We start from the raw sequence: 16,217 nt of genomic DNA on the forward strand, positions 1-16,217 counted from the left end.
AACTCCTTTTATCTATCCTGTTCATTTATTGTATCAAGTATTTTTTAAAACCAAATCTATGGTTTTCTTTCAATTTTCTTACATTGTCCCTTTACGTCCGAATCTGCTTTTTCAGTATATCTCATTCTCTTTGAAAATTCCACCATATAACCGTCAATTTCCTGATAAAACAAGATACAATAAATCCGCCAGAAGAGGCATTGCATTCTGAACCTCTTCCACCGTATTTGTCTGGGCACCGCATTCCACAAGAAGGCTCCTCGGAAGAATATGTAAATTATACTGATAAGACCTCAGATAAATCCGCCGCATCAAATCCGGGTAATACTGGGCGGCCTTTACCTGAAGCTTAAAACTAAACGCAAGATTTTCTGTCAGGTAAGGATTCTGCAGATATTCAATCGGCCCATTGGCTGCGGTCCGACACAGCCCATTAAGAAACATGAGCTGCGCCGTCTCCTTTCCGTCAATTTCCGTTACCAGTCGTGTACTCTCGGCAACACCGTCCCGATGCAGGTCAATTACAACTTTAATGGACGGATACTCTTCCAATACCTCCCGTACCCTTTGCTCCGCATAGGTGTACGCCGCACTGCGGTCCGTCACCCCGTCAATCACGTCAAAGGTATCTGTTAAATGCAGAACTGAAATTCCGTAACGTGTTTCTAAATTATTTTTTAAGTTTTCTCCCAGGCCGACCACCGTATCCTGCCATTCTCCCGGACGGCTGTCAGCAAAAGCTTCCTGAGAATGTGTATGATAAATGAGAATTTTTGGCCCTTCTCCCTGTAAATCGATACTCAGATCCATATTCATAAAATTTTCCGCATCCAAAAGACCATCAGGAGCGTAGGTTGTGCTGTCAATAGCATAAAATGAATTAACAAAATAATTATAATCCTTCAACATATCGACAGTATAGATCATGCCCTCTCCGCTGGTTACCGGTGCATTGACTGCCTGAGCCGCTTCATCGCCTGATGTCTGACCTCCCTCAGAATTCACAGGGACGCCAGCCGCTCCCGTGCCCCCGCTTTCCGAATCCGGATGATTTTCTGCATATACAGCCGCCAGGACACTATCTGACGGATACAACTCATTTATACTATTTCCAGAAAATGCAGCACGTTCTTTCTGGGTCAGCCACAGCGGCGCCCAACTTCCAATCAATCCGTCTGAAAAGCTCTCTGTCAGCTTCGAAACAGAAATATACACATCTCGTCCATAAATTACCGGACTCATACTATTCAGCCACACATTCTCCCCGGATAAAAGCCCGGTGAGCCAAAGAAAAAGGAATCCGCATATCATTTCAAATAAATAGAAAAATTTTCTTCCCAACCGCATTACCCGCCTCAACTTTCGTTTTGTCCTTCAGGTACCATCACTATTATATGTGGCTGTAAAAAACCTATGCCATAGAATGGCAAAGGCTGTTCAAAGATTCCGAGAGCGTATAACTCATCTGCTGAACAATTTCGTCAATATTCTTTGGTGTCACAAACATATTCATCATTTCCGGAGCCATCAATTCCCGCATAAGCTGGTACCGCTCCTGTTCATCAAAGGGGGCGACCCCCTCCCATATACGTTCTGAAAGACGATTCCTTGTCTCATCCATAATGGCCAGCAAATTTCCCACTGTATCATTGACAATAGTGGCTGCGTCAATCACCGTCGGAATGCCAATGGCAATGACCGGAATACCCATACTCTCTGCATCGATACCAAAACGCCGGTTCCCCACACCGGCTCCCGGCGCAATTCCCGTATTTGTAATCTGAATCGTTTTATTTAACCGTTTTACGCTTCGGGCCGCCAGAGCATCAATTACAATGAGTACCTCCGGCTTTGTCTCCCGAATCGTACCCAGCAAAATCTCCCTGGTTTCTATCCCTGTCTGAGCCATTACCCCCGGCGCCAGAGCACTGACACACCCCATTCCCTTTGTAATCTCCGAATGCTTCCCATATTCCTGAATCAGATGCCTCGTGATAAACAGATGGTCCACCACCATAGGCCCGAGGGCATCCGGAGCCATCTCCCGGTTCCCCACACCAGCCACCAGGACCCTTTTATGTTTTATATCCGGAAGTAACCTGCGTATTTGTTCTGCTACTTCATTGGTAATCTCCCGGTGATAACTAACGTCTGTTGCATCCAGCATCGGAACTTCCAGAGTAACATAATCTCCAATGGCCTTTCCAAGTTTTTTTGCCCCCTGCTCATTTTCCACTGTAACCCAGGTCACCCGGATTCCTGATACCTGCCCTGTTTCTTCCTCAATCCGAATCCCCTGAAGTTCCTCCGTTTCCTGGAACATTTCCGCATTCTCAATCGCCAGATCCGTACGCACTGAACTATTCATAAATCTGCCCCTTTTCTCTGCTTTTTACTATGAATTTTTTCCAAAAGATTTCGGATTATGTATTGACAATTGCAAAAGATTCTCTTATTATATAAGGGTATGTTTACATTAGAACGTCCGTGTCCGGCTTTAATGAATATACACATGAAAAATATTCAGTAAAGGGAGGTGTCCAGATTGGCTAACATCAAATCTGCAAAAAAAAGAATCCTTGTAACTCAGACAAAGGCTTTAAGAAATAAGATGACAAAATCCGCTGTTAAGACTGCTGTCAAAAAAGTAGATGCAGCTATCGCAGCGAATGATAAAGAGCTGGCTAAAGCTGAATTATTAAAAGCTACCAGCGCTATAGATAAAGCAGCTTCCAAAGGCGTATACCATAAGAATACTGCTTCCAGAAAAATCAGCCGTTTGAACCTTGCTGTCAACAAAATGGCGTAAGCAATGAGCATTGCAAAAACAGAAGCTGACAAAATGGCTGTTTACAGACAATTTTGGCAGATTCAGTTTTTATAAGGCGAATGCCGTCAACGAAAAAAGCACAGCTTTTTGAGTGGGCGCAATGCGAATATTCAAACAAAGATTATAAAAACGAAAACGAAAGAACTGAGATATACACCCTCACATCTCAGTTCTTTTTTTATTTCAAAAACAGATAAGAAATCGAAAATATCCGCATATTTTCAAACAGCCTCATTGCATAGGAATGACAAATACATTATCCTTTTACAGCAGGAATTTTTGTTTCTATTGCGGCATGGGCGAGTTACCAGCGTTCCGAAGACGAAACGCCTTATTGGAGAACATTGAAAGCAAACGGAGAACTAAATGCTAAATATCCAAATGGTATTGAAGCACAGAAAGAGAAATCAGAAGCAGAGGGACACACTATTATTCAAAAAGGTCGTAAAAATATACGGTATTATGTAAAAGACTATGAAAATTCCCTCTTTGATTTGAAGCAGGTGAATACCAGTTTATAAATATGAAAAGATATGTTTCCTTGTAAGCCCCCTTTATTTAACAAGGGGGCTCAAAAAAACTGAAAACCTTATATCTCAATTCAAAGCAAAGCATCATCCTGCTATCTTCCTGTTCCGATAGTCCAGACCTGTCCATGTGGACGCTCAACGCTCCGCCCATCTCTTCCGCCAGAGATTTTGCCACCGTCAATCCCAGGCCTGTGCCTCCCTGATTTCGTGAATGATCCCCCATATAAAATCGGTCAAACAAATGAGAAATGTCTTCTTCGAACAATGACTTTGTATCATTCACAAAAAAAACGGATACATTTTCAGCATTTTCCTGAACACGGATATTTAAACAGGTGTCGGCATAGCGTCCGGCATTTTGCATCAGGTTAAGAAACACACGCTCCAAAGCCGCCGTTTCGCCCAAAATCCACACCGGATGTTCCGGTATATCTGCGCTCACATTTAAATCTGACTGCTGAAGGACCTGATAATTTCCTGCAAGGGACTCTCTTAAGATTCTGGAAATGTCCACCCTGTCCAGCTTCAATTTATAATCCCCCGCATTTAATCGTGAAAACTCATAAAACTGAGCGACAAGGTTCTTCATCGTCTCTGCTTTATACTCAATGACCTCTATTGTCTCTTTTAATTCCTTATCCTGTGTCATATGTGGTTTGTTCTTGATAAATTTTAAATATCCGAGAATCACCGTTAAAGGCGTCCGCAGATCATGGCTGATATTCTCTATCTGTTTCTGAAATTCTTTCTCTCTTTTTTCATATTTTTGCCGTTCTTTTTGTATACCTTCTAAAGTTATATTAAACGCGCGCACAACTTCTGCCAAATGCCGATCTGGCACTGGCATATGAAGCATCTGGTTTTGAGTGAGGTCTTTTTGTATGTCACACATTTCCTGTTTCATTTTACGAAAAGCATATAAAAGTGATATATAGCGAAATGCAAAATATATGCCCAAGATTGCCATAACAATCAAAATAAAATATATCATCTCGCACCTCCTCCAAAACCCGATTTCTAATTACAATTCTCTCTTTCTTAATAATAAAATGCCCGCGGCCAAAGAAACGATGGTTCCCAACGCTCCGGAAATGAGGCATTTTATCATTCCGCCAACAGTTTCCCATGCCGTGATACACTGGCTCATATTGACGGTCATCCCGCTCATTCCAAAGAAATTCGACGGCATCCACATCGCGATATCATAAAGCACATCGACACGAAGTCCCAGGTAAAAGAATATCTTTGGAAAAATAAACCAGATAACCGTCCAAATGATAATTCCCGTCGAACTTTTTCCGAAAGCCTCGATGCAGACAATCCCCGAAATCAGGCAGGCCACCGCAATTAAAAACACGGCCGGAACTTCTGTCAGCAAATCATTTAACTCCACCGGACCGGCCTGCTCCAAAAGCATCACCGCACTCCCGATGTAGACCGCCAGGATAATAACCATCGAAATCAAGGATATGATGGTCGTCACAATACATTCGGAAATAAAAATTTTTGTTCTTGAAATGCCGAAAGCTACCGTATTTTTGAGATTTCCGTTTCTTCGGTTTCCTTCATAAAGAATCATTCCGACAATAGCGCCCATCAGACCAAAGATCAATGGACTGGCGACTAAATTCGAATAAGAATGAGAGGTAATGCCATAGGGAAAATCATCCATTCTCCGAAACCATGCCAATACAGCATTAAATGAAAATGCCAAAAGAGCTAAAGTGATTATAAAACGATAAATTTCTCTGCCGTGAAAAATCCGGTAAAATTCACTTTTTATATAGTTCATCATTGTACGCCACCTCTTTTCTTTAATTCCATATAATAATCCTCTAAAGATGTCTGTATGGTTTTCATTCCTGTAATATAAATATCATTTTCAGAAGCAAGTTTACTATAAACCTCTGCCGGACGCTGAGGTTTATAAATGCGGATATTATTTTCCGGAAATATCTTATAAGTTTCTGCCGGAAAATTCTTTTCCATCAGGACCGCATATTTTTCCACATCAGAAAGTATGATCTCAATACAATCTGAACATTTTTCCTGCAAGGCACGGGCAGAAACTTCCTCAATCAGGATGCCCTTATTTAAAAATCCATACATTGTCGCAACCTGCTGCAATTCGTTCAATATGTGGCTTGAAAGCAAAATGGTAATATTCTTTTCCTCATTTAAACACTGAAGTAAATGGCGGAACTCCAGAATGCCGCTTGGATCCAGGCCGTTAATTGGCTCATCCAGCACCAGAACCTGGGGTTCCCCGATCATGGCAATGGCAAGACCAAGCCTCTGCTTCTGGCCCAACGAAAGCGTCTTGCATCTGCTCCTCCTCTTTTCATCAATGCCGGTCAGTTGCAGCATCTCATCCACTTTTCTTGAATCTGGAATTCCCTTTTGGATACAATAATAAGTTAACGTCTGTTCCACCGTCATATTCGGAAAAAATCCAGGCTGTTCAACCATAAAACCGATTTTCTTTCTGGAATTCTCCAACTCTTTCGCACCATATGTCCCAAAAAGCCGTATTTCACCCTCCGTCACATAACTGTGGCCGGCCAGCAATTTTAAGAGCGTACTCTTTCCTGCACCGTTATCACCGATCAGCCCATAAATTTCTCCCCGCTTCACATGAAGATTCACATGATTCAACGCAAGAAAAGAACCATAGGCTTTTACGACCTGTTTTGTCTCTATGACATATTCGTTCATCCATCTACCTCCATTTTAAAAATACGTCTGTCAATCTCTGGTTTTCCCCATTGACAAACGTATTCTAGCATTTCAGTCTTTAATAAGTCATAAAGAACTTTTAAAGAAGTTATAAAGTTTTTTACTGTAACTTAAATCCAATACCATAGACAGTCTGAATATACTCCTCTCCCGAATCTTTCTCTTTCAGTTTTTTTCTCAGATTACTGACATGCACATTCACCGTATTATTTTCCCCGTAATAACCCCCATGCCAGACCAGTTCATACAGAGCTTCTCTGGAATATACCTTCTCCGGGTTTTGCATGAGCAGATAAAGAATATCATATTCATGGGCTGTGAGTCCAATCTCACTTCCAGCCACCGTCACCTTCCGGGAATCCGTAAAGAGTTTTATATTTTTATAAACAAGATTCTTCCGGGCCGACGTATCCTTTCCGACACGTCTTAAAGCAGCCTGAATCCTTGCCAGAACCTCCTCCGGTTCAAAGGGCTTTGTCACATAGTCATCAGCGCCCTCTTTTAAAAGCGATACCTTGTCGCTCAGTGCGTCTTTTGCCGAAATAACCAAAACGGGAACATTGTTATGCTGATTTCCACGAATATCATGAAGTAATTCTTCCCCCGACATTCCCGGAAGCATCAAGTCGAGTAAAATCGCATCCGGAATCTCTCTTTCCATCAAAAGTTTCGCTTCGGTGCCTGAGAAAGCCTGTATCGTGTGATAATCAGCTTCTTTTAATATTTTAACCAATAACCCGTTAATATCCGGTTCATCTTCCACAACCAGGATTTTGTATGACATTCAATCATTCCCTTCAGAAAACTTTATACGTACGGACATCGCTGTCATCTTGACGCCCCGCTTTTTAAATGCTACACTTGTATCATATAGTTCAAGATTTTTACAAAGGAGAAATAGAAATGGATAAGCGAAAGGAAGCAAATCTTCATGTCAAAAACAGTATTGTCGGCGCACTTATTGATTTGATGCAGGAAAAAAATTTTGAGTCTATCACAGTCTCTGAGATTACAACCCGTGCCGGAGTTTCCCGTGTTTCCTACTACCGGAATTTTGACAGTAAAGAAGACATCCTGACCGGAAGTTTAAGAGATTTGATGGATTGTTTTTCTGAAAAAATCAGTGTTCTCCCCGGCCATACACCGACACGCCGTGTCATGACCGCTTTCTTCCATGTTGCCAGGGAAAATGCGGCCATTTTCAATCTTCTCCATCAGGCAGGTATGGACGATCAGATTCAGGAAAGCCTTGACCAGTTCATCCTCTCCTGCCCCCATTTTCCGTCTCTGGACCGCCGCCGGACCTATCCGGCCTATCTGTTTTCCGGCGCCCTCTTCCGTCTCCTGATTCGGTGGTATTCAAGGGGTATGACAGAAAATGACAGCGAACTTTCAAACATTTTCTGTCAATATATGGACGGCCTGCTTTGAATTTCAAACCCTTTCCGGCTCTACACCGAAAAACGTATGATCAGTAATTCCACGGCCATCCGGTCGTTCAAACGTCCTGTTTTCACATCTTCTTCCCGTTCCACACAGACTTCCACCGCCTGACGAAGCTCTGCCAGGGAAAAGTGCTGGCACAGGGCGTTATTTTTTCGCACGACAAAATCCCGGACCCCCATACGTTCAGCTATCACATGTTCCGGATATCCTTTGCTCTGCAGATCTTTCATCTGATAGAGCTGATTAAACTGACGTGTGATCCAGTAGAGAATCCGCATCGGCGCCTCCTTTTGTCCAATCAGCTCATAATAAAGCTGTAAGGCCTTTGCCTGCTGCTTTTCTGCTACTGCTTTTACCATATCAAACACCTGGCTCTCTGTGTAGACCGTGCAGACCGCGTCAATATCCTCCCGGACAATCTCTTCCCTGCCGTCCGTATAGACGACCAGCTTATCCAACTCCTGGCGTATGTTTTCCATATCCGTGTCAATCCGTTCCAGAAAATAACGCAGGGTACTCTCCGACATCTGACGGTGTTCGCCCTTTAAAAGTCCGGCGATCCACCGCATCAGTGTCCGCTCATCGGGCGGCGTCATATTGGCCGCATATCCAAGGGAAGAAACCGTTTTAAACAGTTTATTTCGTTTATCCACATCCTTCTCAACAAAAATAAAACAGGTTGTCTCCGGCAATTCCTTTAGATAAGCCGCCAGTTCATCCTGGGCTGATGAAAAAAATCCGCTGTTTTCCACCAGGATCAGGCGCCGTTCGCTGAAAAAAGGCAGGGTTTCCCCCAGATCGATCAGTTCTTTAACAGAGATTCCCTTCCCCTCAAAATAGCTGTAATTCATTGTATTATCGCCGACAATGGCCTGCCTCATTTTATCCCGATATTGTTTTCGCAGATAATCCTCGGTCCCGTAAATCAGATATACCGATTTGAATTTTCCTGATTTTATATGCTGACTAAGTATTTTCACATCCTGCTCTCCTTTTCACCGCTTTACAGAAAGGATCTTGCAAATTCTCTTGCATGCTTTTCTTTTTCTTCATTCATAAATGGCTCTTTTAAATTTCTCTGTCTTTCCGCCAGCATTCCGGTGTATGTAAGACCGCAGTGCTTACAGTAACGTTTCATCATTTCTTCATAAAGGTCAGCGCCCTTCTCCACCGGATAGCCGCAGGTCGTGAGCAATGCAAAACGTTTCCCCTTAAACAAAGCCGGACCATACGGATCGTCCCCATAATACTTACAGGATGCATAAATAGCTCGGTCAATCACCGCTTTTACAGGTGCCGGAGCAGACCAGGCATAAACAGGCGCCGCAATAATGATCAAATCCGACTCGGCCATAGAATTTAAGACCGGCTGCATATCATCCTGAATCACACAACAAACTTTTTCAGAATCTTTTTGACACCCAAGACAGGCTCTGCATCCGGCAATTTTCTTTTCATAGACATCAAAGTAATCAAGTATTACACCATTTTTTTGTAATTCATCCATAAAAGGTGCTAACAATGCTGCCGTATTTCCTCTTTTTCTTGGACTCCCATAAATAATCGTAGCTTTCATAAATATTCCCCTTCTTTCCCGTCATGGATTTCTATAGATTCAATCATCCTATAGGCAGTATACCATACCTTAAAGTCTCATGCTAATATTTTCTTTTTTTCTTCCAGGCCATCACCTGGTAATCTCCGGAAAAAATGCGAAGAATCAAAGCCCCTTGCCTGGCTGTTGTCAGATATTGGCACCCTGCTTTGTCCAGCCGTTCCAAAGTTTGGGCATGGGGATGACCATAACGATTATCTGTCCCACAGGATATAAAAGTCCATTCTGGCATGACCGCTTTCAGAAAATGCATGGAAGTCGCCCTGGATGAACCATGATGCCCAACCTTAAGTACATCACAGTCCGGTAGCCCTTTCTTTTCAAGGAGTAAAGCTTCTCCCTCACTCTCCAGATCTCCCATAAACAGCATCCTGAAATCCTTTTCACCCATTTTTCGTGACAACACCAAAACGAGAGAATTATTATTTTTATCCATCAGCCCCCATTCAACTTTTGGATAAAGACACGTCAGCCTGAAATTTCCGGACGTTAGTTGATCTTCCGGACGGATAATCCGAACCGGAATATTTTTTTCAATGGCAGACCTTCGGATTTCATCCAATGTCTCGTCTTCAGCAATATCCGGTAAAATCACCTGTCTGACAGGAATCTCACAACTGCTTAATGCTTCTTCAATACCGGACACATGATCAGAATCACCATGGGTCAAAAACCAGGCGTCTATTTTTCTTACTCCGTAATATTTAAGCAGGGGTTCAATCCGGTACTGATAAACTTTTTTCACATCCGAACTTCCTCCGTCCACTAATATGGCCTCTCCATCTTCCCCAAGGATACAAATGCCATCTCCCTGCCCCACATCCATACATAAAATCTGATCCGATCTTTCACGGACAAACATTAAAATAAAGCAGCCCACAACCAGTATCCCGGCAAAAAGCAAGCATTTGACAAACTTTTTACATCCTATTTGTTTTCGACTTAAAATCCATAGGGCGATGAACATAAAGATGCAGAACAGGAATATCTGCCGCCATTGAGGCTTTCCGCAGATCAAAACACAGGAAGGAAGCTTGTGAATCCACTTTAAAAGCCAATCAATTCCCCACATCACCTTCATAGCCGCTCCAGCCAGTATTGGTATATGACTGATTCCGATCAATCCAGCCGCAAAGACAGCCGGGACAATCACAGAAACCAGAGGAATCATAAAAAAGTTATAAAAGAATCCCATCAGCGGGACTTCATACATATGCCACAGCAGTACAGGCAGGGTAACAAGGAATATCCCTATCTGTACCCAAAGAATCTCCGAAATCTTTTTTAAATAGTACTCCTTAAAAATATCTGCATTTTCGTTCTTTTGTTTCTTCTCCCCATTCCGCCAGTATTTTATAATATATTTTCCCACTTCCATTCCGGCCACAGCGCCAAAGGACAATTGGAAACCAGCCAAAAAGAGACGCTCTGGCCGGAGAAGCAGTAAAACATCGGCCGTCAGTACAAGAGCGGTCGGAACATCCATTTTCCTTCCCAGCAGTCGGCCTACAAGCAGAAACACCATCATTCCCATAGCTCTTAACATCGAATCTCCAAAGTCCGTCATATATCCATAGGCCATCATCAGTAACAACGCCGTCACTGTTGACGGCAGGACAGGCACCGTTGACTTTCTCAGTCTCCGATAAAGGCCCATGGCAATAAAGGACAAATGAAGCCCTGACGTCGTGACCAGATGCATCCAGCCATTTTGCTGATAATACCGACGTAAATCCTCCTGAAATCCGGACCGGTCACCAAGTACGGCTGCCTGTACTACCCCGGCACCATCCTCACTCATCGTCAAACTATAAAAATTAAAGAGAGCACCTTTCAGTTTCTCCAGAAACCGAAGCTTGCGCCATATCCATGAGCCTTCACAAATTATGGAAATCTCATCTGCTCTTAGACGATACATGATTCCCTGAGATCCGTAATACTGCATTGCATCAAACTGGCCCGGATTTGACGGAGTATCCAAAGCCTCCGCTCTGCCCACGACCTGAATCACCTGACCCTTGTAATATTCCTGCTGTCTTTTTTCTTCATTTTCCCGACAGGCAACTGTGACTAATACAGAAAATTTTTCATCTGTCTTAACATAAATGTATGTGCTTTTAGTTTTTTGCTGCACCCGCCATATTTCTCCTCTGATATGTTCTTCCATGTGGAAATTTTCGTACACCTCCGTCGTGCTTGACATACCTCGACAAAATCCGACAAACAAAAAGACAGAGAGTCCTAAAATATAAATTAAAGAACACTCTGTCCATTTCATCAAACACACGACACCCACAGCCGCTATTATAGCCACCCATAAACCGGGAACGTCAAATAAGGCTGCTGCTGTTCCTGCCACCAAGGCGATACCTGCACCCATCAGTGGACGTTTCATGTATTATTCTCCTGTATTTTCTCCGTTTGCTTCCGGTATCGGCTCTGTCGGAGCTTCAGCTTCCACCGGCATTTCACTTGATTCTGCTTCGTCAGCCACTGTTTCAACCGAATTTGTGTTTTCAGAAGTCACCGTATTATCTTTCAACTGCTGTTCAATGTCTCTTTTGAGAGCATCTCCGTCTTCCGGCGGCTTTGGCGTCGGATCCGCATTTTGCCCTTCCTTTTCCGGACGATAGACAAGGGACATATTCTTTTCAAACATCCCATCAATATGTATGCCTTCTACTGAACCATTGAAAATCACTCCATCAATCAAAAACTGAACACGGCTCACACCTGTCATCTGTGTCAATGTATTTACCACAGAATAAATATTTAACTCGAATCTCTGCCCGTTCACCCGTTCAAGAAAGGTTTTATCCACATCTACATAGCATATTCCTTCCCGAATATTGACTTTATTAACTACCGTATCCGGGGATAATGAAGGTTTCAGCCCTTTCGTGATCGGCCCGGATACCAGACTGTTTACCAGCGCTGTCTCCAGATTAATTTTGCTCAAATATTTCAGCACAACATCTTCGGCCTGAAGTTTGGTTCCGTCCTCACTGACAAAATACATGGTGACATAGTCCTCCCGGACATATTCCATATTACCGCTGATATTATCAACAAAATCTTTTCCCCGCATCATCATTACGGAACCATCAGCCGTCGTCATCGGCTGATTACCAATAACAAAGGAAACATACTGGATCTCATCGCTGAACTGGGTGAGCGTTTTTACAATTCCGGCCCGGGTCAGTATCTCTCTGGATGCCGTCAGCTTACTATATGCCGAATCAAAATACAATGTGACCAGCCGGCTATTACTGTCATAGGTATAATCCGTCACCTGAACATCTCCGTAAATGAGGCATTTATAAGCATTATCTGACGGCGTCTGCTTCATACCCTCGATACACGCCTTAATCAATTCCTCCGTCGAATCTGTTGTTATCCCATAAGCAGTTTTGATCAGCCGGGTTTCGCCCAGATTCATCTGATAAATCCCATGGGATGCCTCCGTCGTTGTCACCTCTGCATTTTCTTTATGTCCCAATTTATTCCAAATATTTCTGACTGAACTGCATCCGGCCGTTGACAACATCAGACATAAGCTCAGAAACAGAACGGCAAAAAATTTATTTTTTCTCATTTTTCACCCCTCCATTCAATCCTTCCTGAATATGCCTCAAAGGAATACGAACAACAAAAGTAGAACCTTCATCTTCCTTACTTAACACCTTAATGGCTCCATTGTGCATCAATATAATATTTTTCGTAATCGCCAGTCCCAGTCCCGTACCACCGGTTTCCCTGGAACGCGCCTTGTCCACCCGGTAAAAACGTTCAAAAATCTGATCCTGATATTCCTTCGGAATACCAATGCCCGAATCCGTGACTTTCACATAAAAATATTTATGATCTGCATCCAGCGATACCTTCACCCATCCTCCAGCCACGTTATATTTAATACCGTTTTCCACCAGATTCGTAAATGCCAGATTTAATTTTACTTCATCACACTCTGCCGTCACCTGTCGAAAGCTCTCGAAAACAAGCTCTATATTCCGTTTCGCCGCGATCGGACGCAGCCGTTTTAAAATCATTTCCAGCATATCATTGACATTGACCGCAGATATATTCAGTTCAGCCACCGATTTATCCATTTTAACAAGTGCAAGCAAATCATTGATAATCTGATTTTCTCGATCGATCTCCACAACAATATCCTGCATAAACTCCTTATAGACTTCATTCGGAACATTTTCCTGCATATTCAGAGAATCTGCCAATACCTTAATGGATGTGATCGGTGTCTTCAGCTCATGGGATACATTGGAAACGAACTCCTGTCGGGAATTCTCCACCTTCTGCATTTTTCCGAGCATTGTATTAAAGGAATCGGAAATCAGCCTTATCTCTGAAAATCCTCTCAGATGAATCTCTTCATCAAAATGTCCTTCAGCCATCCGGTCGATGGAATTCGCCACCCGTTTCAACGGTTTTGTAAATAAATTGGCAATAATCAGAGAAAGTAAAATGCAGAGTCCGACCAGAGCCGTCGTAATACCATTAAAGGAGCGTCCGATGGAATCACAGGTTTTTTGGATATCCAAAACCGATGAATAAAAGAGGATCACTCCGAGAACTTCCTTTTTATCTTCCGTTGTGATCGGCACGGCCAGTTCCAACATTCCGTCCTCTTTGTTATATTTTTTGATACTCTCACCATTCATAGCCTGTACCGTTTCCTGGGAAATTGATGTCAGACCGTCCAGTGTAGAATAGGTATCTTTTACAATATTGTATTGTTTGTCGATAATCAATATACGGCCATTATACATGGAGGCGCTTTGATTCATATCCGCATGGACGATCTCCTTATTTTCGCCTTTCAAATAATTGCTCCGAACAATCTGATTTGAAAGGATCAACGCATAGTTGGAAAGTTCATTCCCCCGCCGAGTACGGAGCTGAACTTCGATATTATTCAGAGCAACCAGCCGCATAATAAATAAAGGGCTGATAGTTACCGCTATCAGGGCAACTACCAACCATAAACGCATGCTGTATAAAAAACTGTTTTTCTTTTTTTTAGTCTTTTTAATTCTGGAAGAAATAACCAACACCCCATTTTGTATGTATATACCGTGGCTCACTCGGATTTGCTTCCACTTTTTCTCTGAGACGACGCACATGGACATCTACTGTCCGCACATCCCCCGGATAATCATAACCCCAAACAAGATTCAGCAGATTCTCCCGATTATAAACCTTATTCGGGTTTGTGATCAACAATTCAAGCAGATCGAACTCTTTTGCTGTCAGATTCACTTCCTTATCCGAGATAAATACCCGCCGGCTATCCAGATCAATCCGCATATCTCCGGATGTGATCATCCGCGGATTCACTACTTCCGGCTCCTTAACACGGGTCCGGCGCATAATTGCCTTAATCCGCGCCTTTACCTCTAAAATATTAAACGGCTTGGTAATATAATCGTCAGCACCATATTCCAGTCCGAGAATCTTATCCATATCATCGCCCTTGGCTGTCAACATAATAATCGGAACATCTGAAAAATCCCGAATCATCTGACATACTTCAAATCCATTCAGCTCCGGAAGCATCACATCCAGAAGAATCACATCATAGGCATTATTCTGTGCCAACTCCAGTGCCTGACGCCCATCATAGGCCACTTCAACAGTCATGCCATCCTGCTCCAGACTATAGCGGATTCCCTTAACAATCAACTTTTCATCATCAACCACAAGTACCTTTTTAGCCATCTTCCTCACCTCAATCTATCGAAATCCGGTCTTTAATCTTTGAAAAAACGCCTTCTTTGATACCCGGGACCTGCATCAGATCTTCCGTATTCTTAAAGGCGCCCACAGTCTGCCTGTAGGCCAGAATCGCATCAGCTTTTGCCTCTCCGATTCCCGGAAGCGTCATCAAAGCCTCTTTTGAAGCCTGGTTGATATTTACTCGCCCATCAGAAATACCATAGGCCGTATCCTCTGATGTATCCGGAGTTTTTTCCATTTCCAGCATCGTCTCTGCCTCTTCCTGGGATGGAATATAAATCTTTTGACCATCTTCCAAGGGCGCAGCCAGATTAATTCTGGTCATGTCTCCCTCCGGAAGAATTCCCCCGGCCATATCCACCGCCTGATAAAGCCGGCTTCCCTCCGACAACAGATACACTCCCGGCGCCCTTACATGGCCACAGACATATACGTAGATTAAATCCTCTAATTTCTCTTCAACCGTCTGAATTTCTATACTCCCGGTTGTTTCAACTGTCTCGCAGGAAGTGTCTATCCTGACCGTTCCGGGGCCTTCCCCCGTCTCAAACATCACTTCTGACTTATTGCAGCCGCTCATCAATCCTAAAAACAACCATAGAATTCCAGTCATTAATATTTTACTCATTGACATTCCCATTCTCCTTTTCGAACAGGACGCCAATAAAAACCGTACATATTCATTTTATCGAAAACCTAAAAGTATTACAATATCTTTTTGAAATATTTACGATCTTTTTAAGCGACAATTTTCCTGCTTTTACGACAATCAGGATTGCCACTTAAAAATAAAGATTCCAACGACTGCAACGATCATTCCTAAAAGCTTCGACCACTGAAAATCCACCTTTTCCATACCGAAAAGCCCAAAAAGTTCAATCAGATAAGCCACTGCCAACTGGGAAACAACAATGATCAGCGCAGCCTTCGCCGGTCCAAGCTGGTCCATACTCAGAATCACCGTCAACGTAATAAACGCCCCTATCACACCGCCAAGAAGCATGTATTTTGAATCCACCTGAAACAATGTGCCAAAGGACTGGCGCTCCTTAATAAGCCATGCACCCAGACAGACCACCAGTGCTGTTCCCTGTACCCAACTGTTGGCCACCCAAAGACTTGTCTGCTTCGTCAAACCCGTATTAAATACTCCTTGTACACTCATTAATGCACCTGAAATCAGAGCAATCATCCATCCCCACATTAATCCATCTCTCCCATTCTTTTTTTAATTAGTATATACAAGAAACCCTGTTTTATACCTGAATATAACTTGATAAGAAAAAAGCAGCTCTTTTTTGAATAT

The 16,217-nt window shown here is 43.0% G+C and carries 16 protein-coding genes and 1 pseudogene; 3 read left to right on the plus strand and 14 right to left on the minus strand.

The genetic code is table 11. From position 1 onward, the window contains the following. Positions 1-153 precede the first annotated feature (153 nt). Positions 154-1,341 carry a stage II sporulation protein P gene (spoIIP, locus tag EV212_RS02950; protein ID WP_165873276.1) on the minus strand — a complete coding sequence of 396 codons (1,188 nt, stop codon included), beginning with the start codon at positions 1,339-1,341 and terminating at the stop codon, positions 154-156. A gap of 70 nt (positions 1,342-1,411) precedes the next feature. Then, positions 1,412-2,368 carry a GPR endopeptidase gene (gene gpr / locus EV212_RS02955; RefSeq protein WP_132088656.1) on the minus strand — a complete coding sequence of 319 codons (957 nt, stop codon included), beginning with the start codon at positions 2,366-2,368 and terminating at the stop codon, positions 1,412-1,414. 177 nt (positions 2,369-2,545) lie between these two features. On the opposite strand from gpr, the gene rpsT reads away from it, so the two are divergent. Together rpsT and EV212_RS02965 are read left to right on the plus strand one after the other, a co-directional pair. Next, positions 2,546-2,809, plus strand: a complete 264-nt coding sequence (gene rpsT / locus EV212_RS02960; RefSeq protein WP_132088658.1) for a 30S ribosomal protein S20 — start codon at positions 2,546-2,548, stop codon at positions 2,807-2,809. Between the two features lie 281 nt (positions 2,810-3,090). Further along, positions 3,091-3,351 (plus strand): annotated as a pseudogene (locus EV212_RS02965) (methylated DNA-protein cysteine methyltransferase); the annotation flags it as partial. A gap of 37 nt (positions 3,352-3,388) precedes the next feature. Here EV212_RS02965 and EV212_RS02970 read toward each other — a convergent pair. The 4 genes from EV212_RS02970 to EV212_RS02985 all read right to left on the minus strand — a co-directional run bounded on the left by EV212_RS02970 (position 3,389) and on the right by EV212_RS02985 (position 6,880). Beyond that, positions 3,389-4,351, minus strand: a complete 963-nt coding sequence (locus EV212_RS02970; protein ID WP_132088662.1) for a sensor histidine kinase — start codon at positions 4,349-4,351, stop codon at positions 3,389-3,391. A gap of 30 nt (positions 4,352-4,381) precedes the next feature. After that, a complete protein-coding gene (locus tag EV212_RS02975; RefSeq protein WP_132088665.1) occupies positions 4,382-5,155 on the minus strand; it encodes an ABC transporter permease in 774 nt (257 codons plus the stop codon). After that, a complete protein-coding gene (locus EV212_RS02980) occupies positions 5,152-6,075 on the minus strand; it encodes an ABC transporter ATP-binding protein (RefSeq protein ID WP_132088667.1) in 924 nt (307 codons plus the stop codon). The genes EV212_RS02975 and EV212_RS02980 overlap by 4 nt, the downstream gene beginning before the upstream one ends. Positions 6,076-6,196: 121 nt before the next feature. Next, positions 6,197-6,880 carry a response regulator transcription factor gene (locus EV212_RS02985; RefSeq protein ID WP_132088670.1) on the minus strand — a complete coding sequence of 228 codons (684 nt, stop codon included), beginning with the start codon at positions 6,878-6,880 and terminating at the stop codon, positions 6,197-6,199. A gap of 119 nt (positions 6,881-6,999) precedes the next feature. Between EV212_RS02985 and EV212_RS02990 the strand changes: the two genes are divergently transcribed. After that, entirely contained in the window at positions 7,000-7,527 is a 528-nt protein-coding gene (locus tag EV212_RS02990; protein WP_165873277.1) for a TetR/AcrR family transcriptional regulator, read from the plus strand. 20 nt (positions 7,528-7,547) lie between these two features. Here the strand turns inward: EV212_RS02990 and holA are convergent, their stop codons facing one another. The 8 genes from holA to EV212_RS03030 form a co-directional block, all read right to left on the minus strand. Then, entirely contained in the window at positions 7,548-8,522 is a 975-nt protein-coding gene (gene holA, locus EV212_RS02995) for a DNA polymerase III subunit delta (protein WP_132088675.1), read from the minus strand. Positions 8,523-8,545: 23 nt separating this feature from the next. Beyond that, positions 8,546-9,118, minus strand: coding sequence for a flavodoxin family protein (locus EV212_RS03000; RefSeq protein ID WP_132088679.1), 573 nt, complete (start codon positions 9,116-9,118; stop codon positions 8,546-8,548). 82 nt (positions 9,119-9,200) lie between these two features. After that, positions 9,201-11,552 (minus strand): DNA internalization-related competence protein ComEC/Rec2, encoded by a 2,352-nt coding sequence (locus tag EV212_RS03005; RefSeq protein WP_132088682.1) that lies wholly within the window; start codon positions 11,550-11,552, stop codon positions 9,201-9,203. A gap of 3 nt (positions 11,553-11,555) precedes the next feature. Next, positions 11,556-12,752 carry a GerMN domain-containing protein gene (locus EV212_RS03010; protein ID WP_132088685.1) on the minus strand — a complete coding sequence of 399 codons (1,197 nt, stop codon included), beginning with the start codon at positions 12,750-12,752 and terminating at the stop codon, positions 11,556-11,558. Then, complete coding sequence (locus EV212_RS03015) at positions 12,739-14,166, minus strand: sensor histidine kinase (protein ID WP_243115439.1); 1,428 nt, start codon at positions 14,164-14,166, stop codon at positions 12,739-12,741. The genes EV212_RS03010 and EV212_RS03015 overlap by 14 nt, the downstream gene beginning before the upstream one ends. A gap of 37 nt (positions 14,167-14,203) precedes the next feature. After that, the gene (locus EV212_RS03020; RefSeq protein ID WP_132088691.1) at positions 14,204-14,893 is read right to left on the minus strand and encodes a response regulator transcription factor; all 690 of its coding nucleotides are present in this window, start codon (positions 14,891-14,893) and stop codon (positions 14,204-14,206) included. Positions 14,894-14,903: 10 nt separating this feature from the next. Further along, entirely contained in the window at positions 14,904-15,539 is a 636-nt protein-coding gene (locus EV212_RS03025) for a ComEA family DNA-binding protein (protein ID WP_165873278.1), read from the minus strand. Positions 15,540-15,680: 141 nt separating this feature from the next. Beyond that, positions 15,681-16,115, minus strand: a complete 435-nt coding sequence (locus tag EV212_RS03030; RefSeq protein ID WP_132088696.1) for a DMT family transporter — start codon at positions 16,113-16,115, stop codon at positions 15,681-15,683. Positions 16,116-16,217 lie beyond the last annotated feature (102 nt).

The organism is Frisingicoccus caecimuris (assembly GCF_004340975.1).
In the GTDB taxonomy this organism is placed as follows: Bacteria; Bacillota; Clostridia; order Lachnospirales; family Lachnospiraceae; genus Frisingicoccus; species Frisingicoccus caecimuris.

Excerpts from the sequence above, each read along its gene's own strand:
- gpr (WP_132088656.1), bottom strand. The coding sequence starts at position 2,368 with ATGAATAGTTCAGTGCGTACGGATCTGGCGATTGAGAATGCGGAAATG.
- EV212_RS02970 (WP_132088662.1), bottom strand. The coding sequence starts at position 4,351 with ATGATATATTTTATTTTGATTGTTATGGCAATCTTGGGCATATATTTT.
- EV212_RS02975 (WP_132088665.1), bottom strand. The coding sequence starts at position 5,155 with ATGATGAACTATATAAAAAGTGAATTTTACCGGATTTTTCACGGCAGA.
- EV212_RS02980 (WP_132088667.1), bottom strand. The coding sequence starts at position 6,075 with ATGAACGAATATGTCATAGAGACAAAACAGGTCGTAAAAGCCTATGGT.
- EV212_RS02985 (WP_132088670.1), bottom strand. The coding sequence starts at position 6,880 with ATGTCATACAAAATCCTGGTTGTGGAAGATGAACCGGATATTAACGGG.
- EV212_RS02990 (WP_165873277.1), top strand. The coding sequence starts at position 7,000 with ATGGATAAGCGAAAGGAAGCAAATCTTCATGTCAAAAACAGTATTGTC.
- EV212_RS03000 (WP_132088679.1), bottom strand. The coding sequence starts at position 9,118 with ATGAAAGCTACGATTATTTATGGGAGTCCAAGAAAAAGAGGAAATACG.
- EV212_RS03005 (WP_132088682.1), bottom strand. The coding sequence starts at position 11,552 with ATGAAACGTCCACTGATGGGTGCAGGTATCGCCTTGGTGGCAGGAACA.
- EV212_RS03010 (WP_132088685.1), bottom strand. The coding sequence starts at position 12,752 with ATGAGAAAAAATAAATTTTTTGCCGTTCTGTTTCTGAGCTTATGTCTG.
- EV212_RS03015 (WP_243115439.1), bottom strand. The coding sequence starts at position 14,166 with ATGCGTTTATGGTTGGTAGTTGCCCTGATAGCGGTAACTATCAGCCCT.
- EV212_RS03020 (WP_132088691.1), bottom strand. The coding sequence starts at position 14,893 with ATGGCTAAAAAGGTACTTGTGGTTGATGATGAAAAGTTGATTGTTAAG.
- EV212_RS03025 (WP_165873278.1), bottom strand. The coding sequence starts at position 15,539 with ATGAGTAAAATATTAATGACTGGAATTCTATGGTTGTTTTTAGGATTG.
- EV212_RS03030 (WP_132088696.1), bottom strand. The coding sequence starts at position 16,115 with ATGTGGGGATGGATGATTGCTCTGATTTCAGGTGCATTAATGAGTGTA.